The organism is Streptomyces sp. 12E, from assembly GCF_055633275.1.
The window spans coordinates 3,176,371-3,195,257 of record NZ_JBVNCJ010000001.1 but is presented as its reverse complement, the minus strand read 5'-3'; the positions used below and the strand labels follow the sequence as shown (position 1 = coordinate 3,195,257).

Here is an 18,887-nt window from a genome sequence, read left to right as displayed (position 1 = left end):
GGATGACGACTTCCGTGACCACCGGAACCGGCGGCCCCACCGAGAACTCCCTGCGGCGCGCCCTCAGACGCGCCCGGGACGGCGTCTCCCTGGACGTCTCCGAGGCGGCGGTCCTGCTCCAGGCGCGCGGTGAGCACCTCCAGGACCTCTCCGCGTCGGCCGCCCGGGTGCGGGACGCGGGGCTCCGGGCGGCGGGGCGGCCCGGTGTCATCACGTACTCGAAGAGCGTCTTCGTCCCGCTGACCCGGCTGTGCCGGGACAAGTGCCACTACTGCACGTTCGTCACCGTGCCCGGCAAGCTGCGCCGGGCCGGGCACGGGATGTTCATGTCGCCGGACGAGGTGCTGGACGTCGCCCGCAAGGGCGCCGCGCTCGGTTGCAAGGAAGCCCTCATCACCCTCGGCGACAAGCCCGAGGACCGCTGGCCCGAGGCGCGCGAGTGGCTCGACGCGCACGGCTACGACGACACGATCGCGTACGTGCGGGCGGTCTCCGTCCGGATCCTGGAGGAGACGGGACTCCTCCCGCACCTCAACCCGGGCGTCCTGACCTGGACGGACTTCCAGCGGCTGAAGCCCGTCGCGCCCTCCATGGGCATGATGCTGGAGACCACCGCCACCCGTCTGTGGTCCGAGCCCGGCGGCCCCCACCACGGCTCCCCGGACAAGGAGCCGGCCGTGCGGCTGCGGGTCCTGGAGGACGCGGGCCGCTCCTCGGTCCCCTTCACCTCCGGCATCCTCATCGGCATCGGCGAGACCTACGAGGAGCGGGCCGAGTCGCTGTTCGCGCTGCGGAAGGTCGCCCGCGCCCACCACGGCATCCAGGAAGTGATCATCCAGAACTTCCGCGCCAAGCCGGACACCGCGATGCGCGGCATGCCGGACGCGGAACTCGACGAGCTGGTCGCCGCGGTCGCCGTCGCCCGGCTGGTCCTCGGCCCCTCCGCCTGTCTGCAGGCCCCGCCGAACCTGGTCGACGCCGAGTACGGGCGGCTGATCGCGGCCGGGATCGACGACTGGGGCGGGGTCTCCCCGCTCACCATCGACCACGTCAACCCCGAGCGCCCGTGGCCGCGGATCGAGGAACTGGCCCGGAAGTCCCGGGCGGCCGGCTTCGAGCTGCGCGAACGGCTCTGCGTCTACCCGGAGTTCGTACGGCGGGGCGAGCCGTGGCTGGACCCGCGGCTGCGCCCGCACGTGGCCGCGCTCGCCGACCCGGCCACCGGCCTGGCACGCCCCGACGCGCTCCCGCAGGGGCTGCCCTGGCAGGAGCCGGACGAGGCGTTCACCGCGACGGGCCGCACCGACCTGCACCGCACCATCGACACCGAGGGCCGCACCGGCGACCGGCGCGAGGACTTCGACGAGGTCTACGGCGACTGGGACGCCCTGCGCGAGGCCGCCGCCCCCGGCATGGTGCCCGAGCGCATCGACACCGACGTGCGCGGGGCCCTGCGCACGGCGGCCGACGACCCGACGAAGCTGACCGACGCGGAGGCGCTGGCGCTGCTGCACGCCGACGGACCCGCCCTGGACGCGCTGTGCCGGGTCGCGGACGACGTGCGCAAGTCGGCGGTGGGCGACGACGTGACGTACATCGTCACCCGCAACATCAACTTCACCAACGTCTGCTACACCGGCTGCCGCTTCTGCGCCTTCGCGCAGCGCCGCACCGACGCGGACGCCTACACCCTCTCGCTCGACCAGGTCGCCGACCGCGCCCGGCAGGCGTGGGACGTGGGCGCGGTGGAGGTCTGCATGCAGGGCGGCATCCACCCCGACCTGCCCGGCACGGCGTACTTCGACATCGCGAGGGCGGTGAAGGAGCGCGTCCCCGGCATGCACGTGCACGCCTTCTCCCCGATGGAGGTCGTCAACGGCGCGACCCGCACCGGCATGTCGATCCGGGAGTGGCTCACGGCGGCGAAGGAGGCCGGCCTGGACACCATCCCCGGCACGGCGGCGGAGATCCTCGACGACGAGGTCCGCTGGATCCTGACCAAGGGCAAACTGCCGGCGGCGACCTGGACCGAGGTGGTCACCACCGCCCACGAGCTGGGCATCCGCTCGTCCTCGACGATGATGTACGGCCACGTCGACCAGCCCCGCCACTGGCTGGGCCACCTGCGCACCCTGGCGGGGATCCAGCAGCGGACCGGCGGGTTCACGGAGTTCGTGACCCTCCCCTTCGTGCACACCAACGCCCCCGTCTACCTGGCAGGCATCGCCCGTCCCGGCCCGACGGTCCGGGACAACCGCGCGGTCACGGCGATGGCCCGCCTCCTGTTGCACCCGCACATCCCCAACATCCAGACGAGCTGGGTGAAACTGGGCGCGGAGGGCGCGGCGGAGATGCTCCGCTCCGGGGCGAACGACCTCGGCGGGACGCTGATGGAGGAGACGATCTCGCGGATGGCGGGCTCGTCGTACGGTTCCTACAAGTCGGTCAAGGACCTGATCGCGGTCGCGGAGGCCGCCGGACGCCCCGCCAGGCCCCGTACGACCCTGTACGGCGAGGTGCCGGAGGAGCGCCGTCGCGCGGCGGAGGCGTCGGACGGTCACCTCCCGGAACTGCTGCCGGTGCTGGACTGAGACGGGCCGGGGACGCACGGGTGCTGGCAGTAGGATGATCCGAACCGCGTTCGATCGGAACCCGCGGTCTTCGGACCGGAACCCGTGGCCTTCGATCGGGACCCGTAGCTGAGGAGATGCGTACCGGTGCCTGCCCGTCTTCCCTCGTGGGCCTGGGTGACCGGGCTGACCACGGGGGCGATTGCCGCGGTGGTGGTCCTGGCCGTCCAGGCGGACCAGGGGACGAAGCCCGTCGCCGCCACGCCCCGGCCGAGCGCGTCGGCGACGGCGGACGCGAAACCGTCCGCCGAGCCGCAGGAGGAGAAACCGGCGGCGGTACCGGCCGACTCGGGCACCGGCCGCCGGATCGTCTACTCCCTCGGCGAGAAACGGGTCTGGCTGGTGGACGCCCGCGACGCCCCCCTCCGCTCCTTCGCGGTCTGGCCGGGCACGGTCGCCCCGGACCCCGGCACGTACACGATCGGCAAGCGCACCGAGGCCACCACCGGCAGCGACGGCGTCCCGGTCGAGCACATCATGTACTTCGCCCAGAAGTCCGGCGTCTTCGTCGCCTTCTCCAACGCGGTCGACGGCTCCTCGCCCCCGCCCGCCGAGCCGGGCGCGCAGACGGGCGGCATCCGCGTCGCCAAGTCCGACGGCAAGGCCCTGTGGACCTTCGGGGAGGCGGGCACGACGGTCCGGGTCGTCGAGTAGGCGCGCCGGAGCACGGGAACACCGGTCGCGGCGACGTGCGAGGCTGCTCGGTGCCCTTCGGGCGGCGAGTGGACGCGTACACGAAACGAACCGTGCGGCGTGCCTCGTCGACGAGGCAGCGGACGCGGCCGCCCGCTGTCACCTCGTACTCCCACTGGGGGTGGTCCCGGCCGCCGGGGCCGCCGGTGGCCGGCCGGCCGCGGAGCCCGTGCCGACGGCCGGGCCGGCTCGGGACGGTGGATCGCGGCGCAGGGCTTCGAAGCGCCGACGTGCGTTCTTCGACAGTCCTGAGAGGGCGACCGTGGGAGTGGACACGGATCGGCAGTGCTTCGGAACATGTTCCGAAGTCAGTCGGGGTGATGCGCGGACCGCCCGCTCCGCCGGTCCGGCAGGTGGTTGACCAGCAGGACCACGCCGCTGAGGACGAAGACGCGCAGGGCCGCGTCCAGGCCGTTCCAGTCCTCCGACTGCCACATCGCGAACCACTCGCCGCCGACCGCCATGAAGCCGGCGCCGAAGAGGAGCATCACCATCAGCAGGCCGTAGGTGGAGACGCGGCGGGCGTGCGCGTGGTCGGGGCGGGTCCAGAGCCAGGCGCCGTACGCCAGGACCAGCGCGGCGGCCGTCTCCCAGACGATGATCGCGACGTACGCGGCGTCCTGCACGCCCCTGTTCGTGATCGCGCGCCACATCAGGTCGTCGTCCCTGAACGTGGTGTCCATGGCGAGCACGTGCCGGACGAACTCCTGGTTCGTCCCGAAGTCCGTGATGTTGCCGAAGGCGACCAGCGCCATGTAGAGGGCGACGGAGGCGGTGAGCAGCGTGGCGGTGAGGGGGAGGGAGCCACGCGGATGTGTGGTGGGCATGGCGGTTTCCTTCCCCGTGCAAACAGCTTGTACCCGAGGGGAGTTGAACCAGAACGAGGGCGGTCGGGACACGGGTGGGGGGCGTGCGCGTGGTGCGGGAACGACTGTCGACGCAGCGGATCGCCCGACGGCGCCGACGCGCCGGGCTCGTGGCCCGCGGCGCCGAGCACGAGCTGTTCCGGGCGAATGCGACATCCCGCCCGAGGGGGAACGGCGCCGCGACGGCCGAGACCCCCTCAGGCCCTTTCCGGCCGCTGACTTCACACGCCCCACACCCCGCGTACCGCATCGCTCCCCGAACCGGCCGTTCCCGTTCGATTACAGTGCTGGGCGTCGTACGTACGGACGGTGCCCGGGAGGTCTTGGTGGGCGGTACTGCCGGGCTCGTGTGGGGGCGTCGCGAGCAGCAGGACTTCCGCGGCCGGGTGCGCGGGACGCTGCTCGGGGTGGCCCTCGGGGACGCGCTGGGCGCGCCCGTGGACGGGGTGACGGCCGACGGGATACGGGAGGCGCACGGCGCGGAGGGCCTCGTCGACCTCGCCCCCGCCCACGGCCGGCGCGGCGCCGTCACCCACCACACCCAGCTCACCCTCTTCACGGTGGACGGCCTGATCCGCGCCCAGGTGCGGCGCGACACCGGCGCCTGGCACCCGCCGACCGATCTGCACCGGGCGTATCTGCGCTGGGCCACCACCCAGCGGGACTGGGGCCCGGACGAGCGGCGCGAGGACGACGGATGGCTGGCGCGCGAGGAGTGGCTGTACGCCCGCCGGGACCCCGCCCGCACGCTGCTGCTGGGACTCGGGGACGACACCATGGGGACGCTCGAGGCGCCCAAGAACCCCGGTGAGGCGGGGCCCGAGGCCGCCGCCCGGTCCGCGCCGTTCGGACTGCTCGTCGGCTGGGATCCGCAGCTCGTCGCGCAGCTCGCCGTGGAGTGCGCGGCGCAGACCCACGGCCACCCGGTCGCCTGCCTCACGGCGGGCGCGTACGCCGTGATCGTGCACGCGCTGGCCCGGGGCGAGGGCCTGGACGCGGCGGTGCGGCGCACGCTCGGGCTGCTGGCCGCCCGGCCGGGGCACCAGCCGGTGTCGGACGCGCTCCAGCACGCGCTGGGTGCCGTACGGCAGGGGAGGCCCGCCCCGCGGCGGGTCACCGAGCTGGTCGGGAACGCCACCGCCGAGGGGCTGCTCGCCGCCGCCGTGTACTGCGCGCTGGTGGGGGAGGACGTACGGCAGGGGCTGTGCCTGGCCGTGAACCACGACGGACCCAGCGCCGCCGCCGGGGCGCTGACCGGCGGGCTGCTCGGGGCGCTGCACGGCGAGACGGCTCTCCCGCCGGCCTGGCTGGCCGAGCTGGAGGGCCGTCCCACGATCCTGGAACTCGCCGACGACTTCGCGATGGAGATGACCCAGGGGTCCGCGCTGCACGGACCCGCCGGCTCGTCCCCCGCCTGGCTGGCGAGGTACCCGAGGGGCGCCTGAGGGCCGTCAGTCCCGCACCCGGGCGGTCTTCTCCGCCGGGGCCGGCGCCGGGACCGCAGCCGCGGCCGAGTCGTCGTCGCCGTCGGTGTTGACGCGTTCGATGACGGCCATCCGCTCCGGGGTGTCCTCCGGCTTCACGTAGCCGATCAGGACGTACAGGATCAGCGAGACCGCCAGCGGGATGGAGACCTGGTACTCCAGCGGCACGCCGCCGTCGACGGCCCAGTGGATCGGGTAGTTCACCAGCCAGAAGGCCAGCAGGCCCATGCCCCAGCTGGTGATGGCCGCCGTGGGACCGGAGCGGCGGAACGGGCGCAGCAGGCCCAGCATCATCGGGATGGCGATCGGGCCCATCAGTCCGGCCACCCACTTGATGACGACCGTGATGATGTCCTTGAAGGTCGGCGAGTTGACCTGCGTCGCGACCGCCATGGACAGGCCGAGGAAGACCACCGTCGTGATCCGGGCCGCGAGCAGGCCGGACCGCTCGCCCCACGCCCGCGCCCTCGCCGACAGCACCGGCGCCACGTCACGGGTGAAGACGGCCGCGATGGCGTTGGCGTCCGAGGAGCACATGGCCATCGTGTGGGAGAAGAAGCCGACGATGACCAGGCCCAGCAGACCGTGCGGCAGCAGCTGCTCGGTCATCAGGGCGTAGGAGTCGGAGCCGTCCGCCTTCTGGGACTCCACCAGCAGCGGCGACATCCACATCGGGAAGAACAGGACCAGCGGCCAGACCAGCCACAGCACCGCCGACAGCCGCGCCGAGCGCTCCGCCTCCTTGGGGGTGGGGGTGGCCATGTAGCGCTGGGCCTGGTTGAGCATGCCGCCGTTGTACTCGAACAGCTTGATGAACAGGAACGCCAGCAGGAAGATCGTGCCGTACGGTCCGGCCAGCGGTTCCCCGTGGCCCTGGAGCTCCGGCTCGTCCCACGCCCCGAGGAACCCGCCGTGGTCGCCGAGTTCGACCAGCACCGCGAAGAACATCGCGAGACCGGCCAGCAGCTGGATGATGAACTGGCCGAGCTCGGTCAGCGCGTCCGCCCACAGGCCGCCGATGGTGCAGTAGATCGCCGTGACGACGCCGGTGATGAGGATGCCCTGGTTGAGCGAGACACCGGTGAACACCGACAGCAGGGTGGCGATCGCCGCCCACTTCGCGCCCACGTCCACGATCTTCAGCAGCATGCCGGACCAGGCCAGCGCCTGCTGGGTCTTCAGGTCGTAGCGGTTCTTCAGGTACTCCAGCGGTGAGGCCACGTGGAGCCGGGAGCGCAGCCGGTTGATCCGCGGGGCGAACAGCTTCGACCCGATGGCGATGCCGAGGGCGATGGGGAACGACCAGGTGACGAAGGACGTCACACCGTAGGTGTAGGCGATGCCGGCGTAGCCGGTGAACATCACCGCGCTGTACCCGGACATGTGGTGGGAGATACCGGAGAGCCACCACGGCATCTTGCCGCCGGCCGTGAAGAAGTCGCTGACGTTGTCCACCCGCTTGTGCGACCAGACACCGATGCCGACCATCACGGCGAAGTATCCGATGAGAACCGCCCAGTCGAGACTGTTCATGTCCCCCCTTCCAGGGTCTTCCTTGTGAACTCCGCTCAGCTGGTTGGCACTTCGCCTGAGCGGGGTAGGGACGAGGAAGGCCGCGAAGTGCCCGCTCATCGTGGGCGTTATGGCGCGATCATGACAATAAAGCGTCAGGTCAAGAGAACGTAAAAATGTTCGACTCATTGACCCGCGTTCATGTTTGTGAACGGGCGGGAGGGGGTGGAACCCCGGGGTCAGCGCGGCTCGTCCGGGGTCAGCGCAGCTCGTCCGGGCAGGGCGTCCCCCGGTCCCACCGGTACGGAGCCGCCAGGCGGTACGTCCCCGGCTCCGGCGCCAGCAGCATCGTCCAGGTGTCGCCCTCCGCGTCCTCCTCCGTCTCCATCAGGCAGCCGTGGACGTTCTCGTACGTCCTCGGCTCACCTTCGGGACGGTTCTCGGACTCCTCCGTCTCCTGCGGCGGCTCCAGCTTGTTGCCCTCCGCGTCGACGAGGCTCAGCCACGGCGAGTACGGGACGCGGATCAGGACCCGGCCCGCCTTCTCCACCCGCAGCGTCCACTCGCCCTGCTCGGCCCGCTCCACCACCGTGTTCGGCTCCGCGAGCGGGGTCGGGTCGTCCACCTCGAACAGCTGCCAGTTGGCGTCGCCCCAGATCTGCTTCAGGTACGGCAGACCGCGCTGCACCAGCTCCCGCTCCCGCTGACCGCCGTCACCGTCCGGCTCGTCCTTGGGCAGCACCACGAAGCGCACGCCCCAGCGCTTCAGCCACTCGCGGTAGTTCGCCGAGTTGAGGGTGTCGTCGTAGAAGAGCGGGTTGCGCTCCATGTCGGCCTGCCGGTTCCAGCCCCGGGCCAGATTGACGTACGGAGCGAGCGCGGACGCCTCACGGTGCGAGCGGGCCGGGACGACCTCCACCCGGCCCCGTCCGGCGCCGGCCTCCTGGAGCTCGTTCACCAGCGGCGCCAGTTCACGCGCCCAGGCCGCGCGCGGCGTGGTGTGCACCACGTCGTCGACCGACTTGAAGCCGATCCAGCCGGTGAAGCCGATGAAGGCGACGACGATCGCGTACCACTTGAGGGACTTCGGCACCGCGAACGGCAGCGCCGCCACCAGCGCCACCCCGCCGAACAGCATCGCCAGCCGGGTCATGTTCGACCCGATCTGCGAACTGATCAGCCAGACCAGCACGATCCCCAGCCCGTACACGGCGGCCGTGATCCGTACGGTCCTCCACTCCGCGGGGACCAGGACGTACACCAGGACCGAGTACAGCAGCGGCAGGATCACCGAGCCGATGCCCATCGGCTGCGTTCCCGAGAACGGGAACAGCCAGGCCGACACCGCCACCACCGCGGCGGGCGCGAGACCCAGCGCCCAGGCCCCCGGCAGGCGCTTCTGCAGGAACAGCGCCACCGCCACCAGGCCCACGAACAGTCCCGCGACCGGCGAGGCCATCGTGGCCAGCGCCGCCAGCGGGGCCGCGCACAGGGCCTTCGCCCAGCGCTTGTAGCGCCAGCGGTGGGGCCAGCAGAAGACGACGGCGACCGCGCCGAGCGCGAACATCGTGCCGAGCCCGTACGTCACCCGCCCCGAGGCCGCGTTGCACAGCAGCGCGAACACCCCGGCCAGCGCCGCCCACAGGGGGTTGCGCACCGCCCGGCTGCGCATCAGCACCAGCGTCAGCAGCCCTGCCGACACCGTGCCCGCGATCATCATCGTGGTCCGCACCCCGAGGACGGACATCAGGTACGGCGACACCACGCTGTACGACACCGGGTGCATGCCGCCGTACCAGGCGAGGTTGTACGCGGAGTCCGGGTGCCGGCCGACGAACTCGGCCCACGCGTCCTGCGCGGCGAGGTCGCCGCCGCTGTTGGCGAACGTGAAGAACCAGACGATGTGCAGCAGGCCGGCGAGCGCGGTGACGGACAGCACCGGGTGCGGCAGCATGCGGGCGCGCACGGCGAGGACGGCGGCCACGGGGGCGCCGGGGGTGCCGGAAGCGCCCGGGGTCTCCTCAGCGCCCTCGGGGGTCCGCCGTGTCCCGGACACCGGTATTCGTGGGCCGGATCCCGGGTCCGGATCTGCGTCGTCGGCGCGTGTCGGCTCCGCTGTGGCCACCTGAAGGCACTCCCCGTATCCCGTTCCGCTTGCCCGTTTCGTGACGCTAGCACGCAGCCCGGCGGCCGTCGCCCGGGTGGGCGGCGGCCGCCGGCTCCGTACGGTCCCGGATCAGGTGAGACGCGTCAGTCTCTCCGTGAAGCCGGGCTCCACGAGGTCCTTCTGCAGAGCGACCGGCACCTCGACGGCGCCGCCCGTGCCGTCGCCGACGGTGAGCGTGCCGACCTTCGTGCCGGCCTCCGCCGTGTGCGGCAGCTCGTCCGCGGCGAACGTCAGCTTCACCGACAGCCCCGCCCAGCCGACGGCCTTGACGTCCTCGGTGACGGCGACGGGCGTACGGCCGCCGAGACCGTCGTCCGCGTACCCGACGACGTCGCCCTTCTTCAGGATCTTCGTCGAGGTCAGCGCCTCCTGGGCGGCGCGCAGCGCGGGCTCGCTGACCTCGTTGACCGTCTCCAGGATCGACGGGCCCTTGTGCTGGCCGAGGATCGCGCCGACGACGGTGACCGTCTGACCGTCCACCTCCTTGCGGGCGGCGAAGAGCAGGTTGCCGCCGGCCTTGGTGGTGGAGCCGGTCTTGATGCCGATCGCGCCCATGGTGTAGGGCAGCTCGTTGTAGTTGGTCCAGTACTTCCCGGTCGGGTCCGTCCAGCTGGCCGCGCTGGTGATGGCCACCATGGCCGGAATTCTCATGGCCGCGATGCCGAGCTTCGTCTGGTCCTCGGCGGTGGAGACGGTGGTCTCCTTCAGCCCCGAGGGGTCGGTGTACGTCGTGTCGGTCATCCCGAGCTCCTTGGCGGTGTCGTTCATCTTCTTGACGAACGCCTCCTCGGAGCCCGCGTCCCAGCGCGCCAGCAGACGCGCGATGTTGTTCGCGGAGGGGATCATGACGGCCGACAGCGCCTGCTTCTCGGTGAGGAAGTCGCCGGCCTTGACGGTGTGGAGCGTGGACTCGCCGTCCTTGTAGTAGCCGCCCTCCTCCTCCGCCTTCGCGTCGACCTCGATCTTCGGGCCTTCCTCGCCGGGCTTCAGCGGGTGCTCGCGCAGGATGATGTACGCCGTCATGGTCTTGGCGACCGAGCCGATGGCGACCGGCTTCTGCCCACCGAAGTGGTCCATCGTGCCGATGCCGTCGCCGCTCATCCAACCCTGGCCCTCGTCCGGCCAGGGCAGCTTCACCTGGTCGCCGTCGAAGGTGTGGGTCTCCTCCGCGGTGAGCACCAGGGTGGGAGCCGGCAGCGGGCGCACGTTCTGTACGACCGCAAACACGATCACCAGCAGCAGGACCAGCGGCGTCCAGATCTTGACCCGCCGCACGGCGGTCCGCAGCGGGGTCTGCGGCGGGGGCGGGGTGTTGGTCAGCTCGGCCAGCAGGTCCAGCGGCGGCTTGGGCGGCAGCGGCTGCTGCGTGGTCCGCTCGGGTCCGATCTGCGGGAGCGAGGTGGCGGGCGTGGCGGAAGGCCTGCGGACGCCGAGGTCCTCGTCCCGCTTGAGCGCGACGAACTTGCTGGTCCGCTCGGCCTCGGCCTCGGCCTCACGACCCGCCGCGCCCAGCTTGAGCATGGTGGTGGGCTGGTCCACGGCCGGAGCGGAGGGCCGCCCGGTCCGGAACACGGCGGTGGGCTGGTCGACGGGCCCCCCGGCCTTCGGACGGCCGTCCCGGTCCTCGTCCTCGTCCTTCGCGCCGACGGCCTCGGGGGCGTCGTCCGCCGCTCCGGTCCCGTCCTCGTCGTGCCGGCCGCCGCCCTCCCCGGCGGAGGCGTCGTCGGCCGCATCCCGGGCTCCCGGGGCCGGCTCCCCGTCGCCGTCCTCGGACGACGGACCCGCCTCGGGGCCCTCCTCGCCCGGGTCCGCGCCCGCGGAGGCGGCGGTCTTCGCCGTACCGGCGTCCGCGGGGGAGCCATCCTCCTCCGCACCCGCGCCCGGTCCGTCCTGCACGGCGTCCCCGGCCTCGTCCCGGGGCGCGTCCGCGGGCGTTCCGGCGTTCCCGGGCCCCTTCACGGCACGGGACGCGCTGTGCGCGGCACCGGCGGCCTCGGGCGCGTCCGCGTCCGCGCCGGTCCCGGAGGCGGCCTTCCCGGCCTCGTCCCGGCCGCGGGACGCGTCGTCCTCGGGGGCGGCGGTCTCGGGTGCGTCCGCGTCCGAGCCGGCCCCGGAGGCGTCCTTCCGGGCCTCCTCGGGCCCGTCCTGGCCGTGGGAGGCGCCGACTGCGGACGTCGACGTGTGCGCGTCCGCGCCGGTCCCGGAGACGGCCTGCGCGGCGCTCTCGGGCCCGTCCCCGGCGCGGGACGCGCCGGCCGTGGCGGTGGACGTCTCCCGCCCGGCGTTCCCGGGGTCCTCCTGATCGCGGGAGGCGTCCGTCGTGCCCGCGTCCGCGTCCTCGTCCGCGTCCTCGTCCTCCGGCTCCGCGGCGGCAGCCGTCCGCTCGGAGGCGTCCTCGTCCGCGGTGTCCGCCCGGCCGGACTCCGGCTCCGCCCCGGGCTCCGGAGCGTTCGCGGCCGTACCGGTCCCGGAGGCGTCCTCCGCCCCGTCGGCGGCGTCCTCCGGCCCGTCCTCGTCCGGTTCCGCCGAGCGGACCCACGTGGCCGCCGCCTCCCGCAGGCGACCGGACCCGTCGCCCCCGTCGGCGGGTGCGCCGTCGTGCGCGGACAGCACACGGGTGGCCGTGTCGACGTTCCCGCGGCTCTCCGAGGACTCGGCCTCGCGGCTCACCGCCAACCGGGGATCCCGCTTCCCGGGAACCGGGCCCCCGTTCCCCGACGTCGTTTCTTCCGACGACTCGCGCTGCTTCGACCTGTCGGGGGACTCGCCCGCCACCGATGCCTCCTCATGTGCCGCACGTCCCGCGTGCGCCAACCGAACCGTGAACCGCCCCGCCCGCGACAGCACTCCGCAGCGCTGTCCGAACCAGTACCAGTGTCCTGTGTGCGGGCGTCCCCCACGTGGTAGACGAGAACGACATACCTACTGGTTCCACTACGAACCGGTCACGCACCCTCGACAGACCAATGTGAGAGGGGTCACCCTGTCATTCATCCACGCGGGGAGGCATGGATGGGCAGGAGCCGCAGAACACTTCCGGAGGAGCTTCTGTTGCTGGCACTGGACCCGGCCACGGGTACCACTGCACAGCCGCAGTCGCTCGACCTGGGTCTGGCCGGAGCACAGCTAGTGGAGCTGGCGCTGGCCGGACGGATAGCCCCAGACGGGGATCGTATCGCCGTGGTGGTGCCACGGCCGACTGGAGACCCAACACTGGACTGCGCGTTGGAGTTGCTGCGAAGGCGCGGCGCTCCGGTACGGGCGGTCCACTGGATCGGCGGGCCGCGTCTCGGGCTGCGCCAGACCTACCTCTCACATCTGGAACGGTGCGGCATGGTGCACGCCGTGGCCGGACAGATGTGCGGGGTGCTGCCGACGACTCGCTACCAGGCGACGGACACCGAGATCAGCCGGGAGATCAGGGCCCGGCTGGACTCCGCGATCCGCACCGGCGTACCGCCGGACCCGCGGACCGCGGCGCTCGCCGCACTGGCGCACGCGGTCGGCCTCGGCAAGCACCTGTACCCGGGGAACGAGGGGCGCTCCTCGCGTTCCCGGTTGCGGGACCTGATCCGGCACGACCCGATGGGCGGACTCGTCGCGCACGCCGTGATGGACGTCCAGAACGGCGCGGCGGCCCAGCCGCGCCGCAGCCCCGCTCCGGCAGGCCGGCAGGCCCCCGTCGGCGGCCGGGGCGCACCGGAACCCGCCCGAGGCGTTCCGGCGCAACCGCACCACGGATCCATGGCACGGGCCGCGGCCCACTGAGCCGTACGTCACCCGAGGCCGACAGCACGACACGGCCGGCGGATCCGCGGCAGAGGGATCCACGGCCGACAGACCCGGTCACGGGAGCCGCAGTCCGAGCGGGGCGGGGAGAACGCACGGGTTCTCCCCGCCCCGCTCGGCGCACCCGCGTCCGGCGCCCTCGCGGGCCGACACCCGCCGCCGCACCGTGAAGTGGCGTGTGCCCGCCGTATATCCGCTGTTTCCCAGCGGCGGGAAGCGCCGTGGTGGCAGTCTGCTCGACAGCAGACACGCAAAGTGGCAGTAGTACGAGGCACGCAGCCGGAGGTGCACGTCCCGTGGCGTCCAATGTCAATCCCACCGTCAGGCGGCGCCGACTGGGCCAGGAGCTGCGCCGGCTCCGCGAGGTCAAGGGCATGACCGCCGAGGAGGTGGCGGAGCGGCTGCTGGTGTCGCAGTCGAAGATCAGCCGCCTGGAGAACGGCCGGCGGAGCATCAGCCAGCGTGACGTCCGCGATCTGTGCGGGGTCTACGAGGTGGAGGACCAGCGGATCGTCGAGTCGCTGATGCAGATGGCCAAGGACTCGCGCCAGCAGGGCTGGTGGCACGCCTTCGGCGACATCCCGTACAGCGTCTACATCGGGCTGGAGACGGACGCGGAGTCGCTCCGCGTCTACGAACCCCAGATCATCACCGGCCTGCTGCAGACCCGCGCGTACGCCGAGGCGATCGTCCAGGGCGGTTCGCCGGAGTCGTCCGAGCAGGACAACGACAAGCGGGTCGAGGTCCGGCTGCGCCGGCAGAGCCGGATCACCGCCGAGAAGGACCCGCTGCGGCTGTGGGTGGTGCTGGACGAGGCGTCGCTGCACCGGGTCGTCGGGAGCCGTCAGGTGATGCGGGAACAGCTGGAGCACGTCATGGAGCTGTCCCAGCTGCCGCACGTCACCGTGCAGGTGCTGCCGTTCGAGGTCGGCGCGCACGCCGGCATCAACGGCCAGTACTCGATCCTGGAGTTCGCCGACGCGGCCGACTCCAGCGTCGTCTACATCGAGGGCGTCACCAGCGACCTGTACCTGGAGAAGCCGCACGACGTGCAGAAGTACACGGTGATGTACGAGCACCTGCGGGCCCAGTCGCTGAACGTGGAGGCGTCCCGGCAGCTCGTCGAGCGCCTCGCGAAGGACTACGCGCGCTGAAGAACGGCCGGGAGGCGGCGGGATGGTACACCCCTGACATGCCGGCTTGGAAGACTCACCTGGTATATGCCACCCGGTCGAGTGAACAGCCGCTCCGGAACACGATGTCGGCGAGTAGCGTCGATCACGCCAACCACCAGTAAGGGTTGGCGAAATCCGTTCTGCGGGTCCACGCCGGAACACGCGGGACGGGGACAGCGACTCAGCATCTGGCTACGGAGCGAACATGGCAATTCGTCTGGGCGCCACGGAAACGTGGACGACGTCCTCCTACACCAACAACAACGGCGCGTGCGTGATGGTCAGGTCGACCACCGAGGTGGCGCTGGAACTCGGGGACACCAAGGTCCCCGAGGGGCCGAAGTTGTCCTTCCCCGCGGACGCGTGGAGCGCCTTCGTGGCCTCGGTCAGGAGCTGACCGCCGGTCCGGCGACCGACCACCGGGCGACACCGGACCGGCACGAGCACCACCGACGGGGCCCTCTCGACCAGTTCGCCGTCCTAGCCGAGAGGGCTCGGCCCGTGGCCCTTCGGTTCAGCCCTCCGCAGGGGCCACCGGGAAGGCCACGTCGCACACCGGTTCCTCGGGACCCGCGGCGCCCCAGTCGGCGAAGTACACCTCCCGGCAGGGGCCCGTCGGCGTCAGCCCCTCCGCCTCCATCCACTCCTCCACCGCCTCGAAGGCGGCCAGGATCTGCGGATGCGCCACCTGCGCCTTGGCGACCCGGGTGCGGGCCAGCCGCGGTGCCGGCTCCACCCGCACCGCCGTCCCCCGGGCCCGGCCCCGCCGCTCCGCCCAGGCCCGCGCCGCCGCCTCGCCGACGACCTCGGCGATCCGGGCCAGCGGCATGTCGAACTGCCGCGACAGCGCCACCGGCCGGGCGCGTTCGACCTGGCCGGGCCGGTGGAACCGGTAGCCGGTGGCCCCGTCGACCCGTGCCGGAGCCAGCCGCCCCAGCCGGTCGTACAGGCGCGGCACCTTCGCCGACAGCCGCGCCCGCGCCGCGAACGCCCCGATACCGCTCAGTTCCTCGCCCACGTCGGCATCCTCCGTCGCCGGACGGTCCCTCCGCCCGGCGACGGACACGCTCAGCCCTGCCCCCGGGGGCAAGGCCGACGGTCAGCCGAGCGCCTTCTCCACCGCCGTCACGACCTGAGCGGACTCCGGCTCGGTCTGCGGCGAGAACCGGGCGACGACCTCGCCGTCCCGCCCGATCAGGAACTTCTCGAAGTTCCAGCGGATGTCCCCGCTGTGCCCCTCCGCGTCGGCGAACCCGGTCAGCCGCTCGTACAGGGCATGCCGCCCGTCCCCGTTGACCTCGATCTTCTCGGTCATCGGGAAGGTCACGCCGTACGTCGCCGAGCAGAACTCGGCGATCTCCTCCGCGCTGCCCGGCTCCTGCCCGAGGAACTGGTTGCAGGGCACGCCGAGCACGGTGAAGCCCTGCTCCGCGTACCGCTCGTGCAGCCGCTCGAGACCGGCGTACTGCGGGGTCAGCCCGCACTTGGAAGCCACGTTCACCACGAGCACGACCTGCCCCGCGTACCGGCCGAGCCCGGCGGAGCCACCGCCCAGCGCACCGATCTCGACGTCGAGGGGAGAGGAGCCGTTGTTCTCTGCAGTCGTCATGAACGGGAGCCTAGTCCCACGGCGCGCGGCGGGGCGGCGCTCCTAGGCCTTGCGGCCCACGCCGCAGTAGGCGTCCACGGTCGCCGCCGTGTCGTCGTCGTCCGTGTCCGGTCGCCACTCCGGCACCCGTACGACGCCCGGCTTCACCAGTTCCAGTCCGTCGAAGAACCCGGCGATCTCGTCGACGCCGCGCACGTGGTACGGCACGGCGCCGCTGGAGTTGTACGCCGCGGACGCGGCGATCACGCCCTCGCTGGTGGCCGTGCTGTCGCCGATCACCAGGTGGCTGCCCGCGGGGAGCCCCGCCATGAGCCGGCGCACCAGGTCGCGGGCCTGCTCGTAGTCGGCCACGTGGCCGAGCGTGTTCAGGATCACCAGGGCGACCGGCCGGGACAGGTCGAGCGTTCCGGTGGCGGCCCGCAGCACCGCCTCGGGGTCGTACAGGTCGGCGTCGAGGTACGCCGTCCTCCCCTCGGGGGCGCTGGTGAGCAGGGCGTTCGCGTGGGCCAGCACGATCGGGTCGTTGTCGACGTACACGATCCGGGCGTCCGGGGCGACGCGCTGGGCCACCTCGTGCGTGTTGTCGGCGGTCGGCAGTCCCGTGCCCACGTCCAGGAACTGCCGTATGCCCTGCTCACCGGCGAGGTACCGGACGGCCCGCCCCAGGAACCGCCTGCTGGTGTGCGCCACGTCCACCAGACCGGGGAAGATCTCCTCGATCCGGTCGCCTGTCTCCCGGTCGACCTTGTAGTGGTCCTTCCCGCCGACGAAGTAGTTCCAGAACCGCGCCGAGTGCGGCTTGGTCGTGTCGATCCGGACACGGGTCGCGGAACCGGAGCCGTCCTGGGTGATGTCCCCGGGCACGGGTGAGTCTCCTGGGGTGGGCGGTCAAAGGCCAGTTGCCTCGATCTAGGCGAACCGGATTTTGAACAGGGGGAGTTCGCGAACGTGAGAACGCCGCGCCGGCACGGCCCCGGCGTACCGCTCGTCGCACGGCTGGGCGCCGGCTCGCCGGTTCCCGCGGCCGCACAGCGGAGCGCGGGTGGGCACCCGGTACCCACCCGCACGCACTCGTCCTCCCGCGGGGCCGCTAGCCGCCCACGTACCAGCTGAACCCGCCGTTGTTCGCGGCGACGAGCAGCAGCACGAGCCACAGGACCACGTCGACGATGCCGAGGACGATGCCGGCCTTCGCCATCCCGGCACCGTTCTTGACCGACGCCTGGCGGCGGGCGACGGCACCGAAGACGATGGCCAACGGGCCCAGGATGATGTTCAGGACGAACAGTCCGACGATGCCGCAGCACAGACTCGCGACCGCCAGGCCGTTGGTGCGCGAGCCGGAGGACGCGGCGGAAGAGCTGCCGTAACTCGTCATTGGATACTCCCGGTTGTCGGTTGCACGGACCGAACGGGCCGCAGTTTCCTTACTCTTGACTTGCTCGTTCCGAATGCCCCCTCGCCGCGCTCCCATGTCAGCCGGCCGTACGCCCGGTGCCCTGCAGGGCTCCCGCCGGGCCCTTCACCCGCGGCGACCTGGCCGTCGGTGCGAGGGCGGTGGCCGGGGGGCGCCCTGCTGCTGGCCCAGGCGCTGCACAGGGCGGACGCCGGCACCACGTGACCCGCCCCGGCCGGCACCCGGGCGGCCTGCACCGTCTTCCGACCGGCCCCTGGAACGCGACCCCGACCGGAGCCGGCCGAGGGGAGGTCCGGTGGTACTGGGCCTGTGCCGGGGCAGCGCAGGAGGAGACGTCGACAGCGGGACGAGGCGCGGCGGACCGCTGCCCGGTTCGCACCCGGCGCGGGCCGCTGGGAAGTGCTCTTCGAGACCCGGGACGAGTCGGAATGGCACGCCCACATCCGCCGCCTGCGGGCGTCGGACGCAGGGACCGACCGGACGGCGGTGCGGGCGGACACGCTCTGTGGACGCCTGGCACACCCGACCGTCTTCCGCCTGAGCCTCTTCGTCCCGGAGCCCGGGCCCGCCCCGGACGGAGACTCCTCCCCGTAGCCACACGCGTGGCGCACGACCGCGAGCACCGCGAAGGGCCGGCAGGACGCGCGCCTGCGGCCCTCCTTCAGGGGAGAGGCTGAACGGTCCCGCTCCTGGGCTGCCGCTTCGTCGGCCGAGGAAGGGGGGACCGCCACTCGACCCCAGGACCTCGGAAAGCACGGGTTTCGGACTCACCTGTCTTGCGGGACCCATGCCATGTCCCATAAGTTACTGGCGAGTAGATCGCTCGTCGAAGGAGCCGCCATGCCCTCGCTCGACCGTCGGGAAAACGTCTTCGTCCTCGATCTGGGGGACGGCGAGAACCGCTTCCACCCCGACTGGATCGACGCGGTCGGTGACGCGCTCGACGAGGTGGAGAAGGCGGAGGGACCCCGCGCTCTGGTCACCGCCGCCACCGGCAAGTTCTACTCCAACGGGCTCGACCTGGAGTGGTTGTTCGCCCACGCCGACCAGTACCACGACTACGTCGTCTCCGTCCACGAGCTGTTCGCGCGGATGCTGTCGCTGCCGGTCGTCACGGTGGCCGCGCTGCAGGGCCACACGTTCGCCGCCGGCGCGATGTTCTCCCTCGCCCACGACTTTCGCGTCATGCGCGCCGACCGCGGCTACTGGTGCCTGCCCGAAGCGGACATCGACATCCCCTTCACCCCCGGCATGGCCGCCCTCATCCAGTCCCGGCTGGCGCCGCGGACCGCGCACGAGGCCATGGTCACCGCCCGCCGCTACGGTGGCGCCGACGCAGCCGCTGCCGACATCGTCGACCGGGCGGTCCCCGAGGAGGCCGTGCGCTCCACCGCCCTCGAGATCGCCCAGGCCCAGGTGAACAAGGCCGGCGCCACCCTCGGCACCATCAAGGCCCGCATGTACGCCCCGGCCCTGGCCACCCTGCGCGACACCACCGACCCGCTCGGCTGACCGGCACCACGCCGATGTCCCGCACCCCGGTCG

General features: G+C 72.3%; 15 protein-coding genes. 7 read left to right on the top strand and 8 right to left on the bottom strand.

All coding sequences use genetic code 11. From position 1 onward, the window contains the following. The first annotated feature begins 2 nt into the window (after positions 1-2). Together ACZ8ZB_RS14720 and ACZ8ZB_RS14715 are read left to right on the top strand one after the other, a co-directional pair. Positions 3-2,591 carry a bifunctional FO biosynthesis protein CofGH gene (locus tag ACZ8ZB_RS14720; RefSeq protein ID WP_470738179.1) on the top strand — a complete coding sequence of 863 codons (2,589 nt, stop codon included), beginning with the start codon at positions 3-5 and terminating at the stop codon, positions 2,589-2,591. 126 nt (positions 2,592-2,717) lie between these two features. After that, positions 2,718-3,284 carry a L,D-transpeptidase gene (locus ACZ8ZB_RS14715; protein ID WP_470738178.1) on the top strand — a complete coding sequence of 189 codons (567 nt, stop codon included), beginning with the start codon at positions 2,718-2,720 and terminating at the stop codon, positions 3,282-3,284. Between the two features lie 347 nt (positions 3,285-3,631). Here ACZ8ZB_RS14715 and ACZ8ZB_RS14710 read toward each other — a convergent pair whose 3' ends face one another. After that, positions 3,632-4,150, bottom strand: coding sequence for a DUF2165 domain-containing protein (locus tag ACZ8ZB_RS14710; RefSeq protein ID WP_470738177.1), 519 nt, complete (start codon positions 4,148-4,150; stop codon positions 3,632-3,634). A gap of 365 nt (positions 4,151-4,515) precedes the next feature. Between ACZ8ZB_RS14710 and ACZ8ZB_RS14705 the strand changes: the two genes are divergently transcribed. Then, complete coding sequence (locus ACZ8ZB_RS14705; RefSeq protein WP_470738176.1) at positions 4,516-5,634, top strand: ADP-ribosylglycohydrolase family protein; 1,119 nt, start codon at positions 4,516-4,518, stop codon at positions 5,632-5,634. Between the two features lie 6 nt (positions 5,635-5,640). Here the strand turns inward: ACZ8ZB_RS14705 and ACZ8ZB_RS14700 are convergent, their stop codons facing one another. The 3 genes from ACZ8ZB_RS14700 to ACZ8ZB_RS14690 form a co-directional block, all read right to left on the bottom strand. Then, entirely contained in the window at positions 5,641-7,206 is a 1,566-nt protein-coding gene (locus ACZ8ZB_RS14700; protein WP_470738175.1) for a sodium:solute symporter family protein, read from the bottom strand. A 238-nt stretch (positions 7,207-7,444) separates the two neighbouring features. Next, positions 7,445-9,310 (bottom strand): MFS transporter, encoded by a 1,866-nt coding sequence (locus ACZ8ZB_RS14695; protein WP_470738174.1) that lies wholly within the window; start codon positions 9,308-9,310, stop codon positions 7,445-7,447. Positions 9,311-9,421: 111 nt separating this feature from the next. Next, positions 9,422-12,022 (bottom strand): D-alanyl-D-alanine carboxypeptidase, encoded by a 2,601-nt coding sequence (locus ACZ8ZB_RS14690; protein WP_470738173.1) that lies wholly within the window; start codon positions 12,020-12,022, stop codon positions 9,422-9,424. A gap of 342 nt (positions 12,023-12,364) precedes the next feature. Here ACZ8ZB_RS14690 and ACZ8ZB_RS14685 point away from each other — a divergent pair, with 342 nt between their 5' ends. The 3 genes from ACZ8ZB_RS14685 (at position 12,365) to ACZ8ZB_RS14675 (ending at position 14,713) form a co-directional block, all read left to right on the top strand. Continuing rightward, on the top strand, positions 12,365-13,120 hold the full coding sequence (locus ACZ8ZB_RS14685) for a GOLPH3/VPS74 family protein (RefSeq protein ID WP_470738172.1): 756 nt from the start codon (positions 12,365-12,367) through the stop codon (positions 13,118-13,120). 317 nt (positions 13,121-13,437) lie between these two features. Next, positions 13,438-14,295 carry a helix-turn-helix domain-containing protein gene (locus ACZ8ZB_RS14680; protein ID WP_470738171.1) on the top strand — a complete coding sequence of 286 codons (858 nt, stop codon included), beginning with the start codon at positions 13,438-13,440 and terminating at the stop codon, positions 14,293-14,295. A 226-nt stretch (positions 14,296-14,521) separates the two neighbouring features. After that, positions 14,522-14,713, top strand: a complete 192-nt coding sequence (locus ACZ8ZB_RS14675) for a DUF397 domain-containing protein (RefSeq protein ID WP_470738170.1) — start codon at positions 14,522-14,524, stop codon at positions 14,711-14,713. 117 nt (positions 14,714-14,830) lie between these two features. On the opposite strand, the gene ACZ8ZB_RS14670 is transcribed toward ACZ8ZB_RS14675, so the two are convergent. The 4 genes from ACZ8ZB_RS14670 to ACZ8ZB_RS14655 form a co-directional block, all read right to left on the bottom strand. Continuing rightward, positions 14,831-15,334, bottom strand: a complete 504-nt coding sequence (locus tag ACZ8ZB_RS14670) for a MerR family transcriptional regulator (RefSeq protein ID WP_470738169.1) — start codon at positions 15,332-15,334, stop codon at positions 14,831-14,833. A gap of 81 nt (positions 15,335-15,415) precedes the next feature. Then, entirely contained in the window at positions 15,416-15,925 is a 510-nt protein-coding gene (locus tag ACZ8ZB_RS14665; protein WP_470738168.1) for a glutathione peroxidase, read from the bottom strand. Between the two features lie 42 nt (positions 15,926-15,967). Continuing rightward, the gene (locus tag ACZ8ZB_RS14660; RefSeq protein WP_470738167.1) at positions 15,968-16,789 is read right to left on the bottom strand and encodes an SAM-dependent methyltransferase; all 822 of its coding nucleotides are present in this window, start codon (positions 16,787-16,789) and stop codon (positions 15,968-15,970) included. Between the two features lie 226 nt (positions 16,790-17,015). Further along, positions 17,016-17,303, bottom strand: a complete 288-nt coding sequence (locus tag ACZ8ZB_RS14655; protein WP_470738166.1) for a DUF4190 domain-containing protein — start codon at positions 17,301-17,303, stop codon at positions 17,016-17,018. An 879-nt stretch (positions 17,304-18,182) separates the two neighbouring features. Here ACZ8ZB_RS14655 and ACZ8ZB_RS14650 point away from each other — a divergent pair. Next, a complete protein-coding gene (locus ACZ8ZB_RS14650; RefSeq protein WP_470738165.1) occupies positions 18,183-18,854 on the top strand; it encodes an enoyl-CoA hydratase-related protein in 672 nt (223 codons plus the stop codon). Positions 18,855-18,887 lie beyond the last annotated feature (33 nt).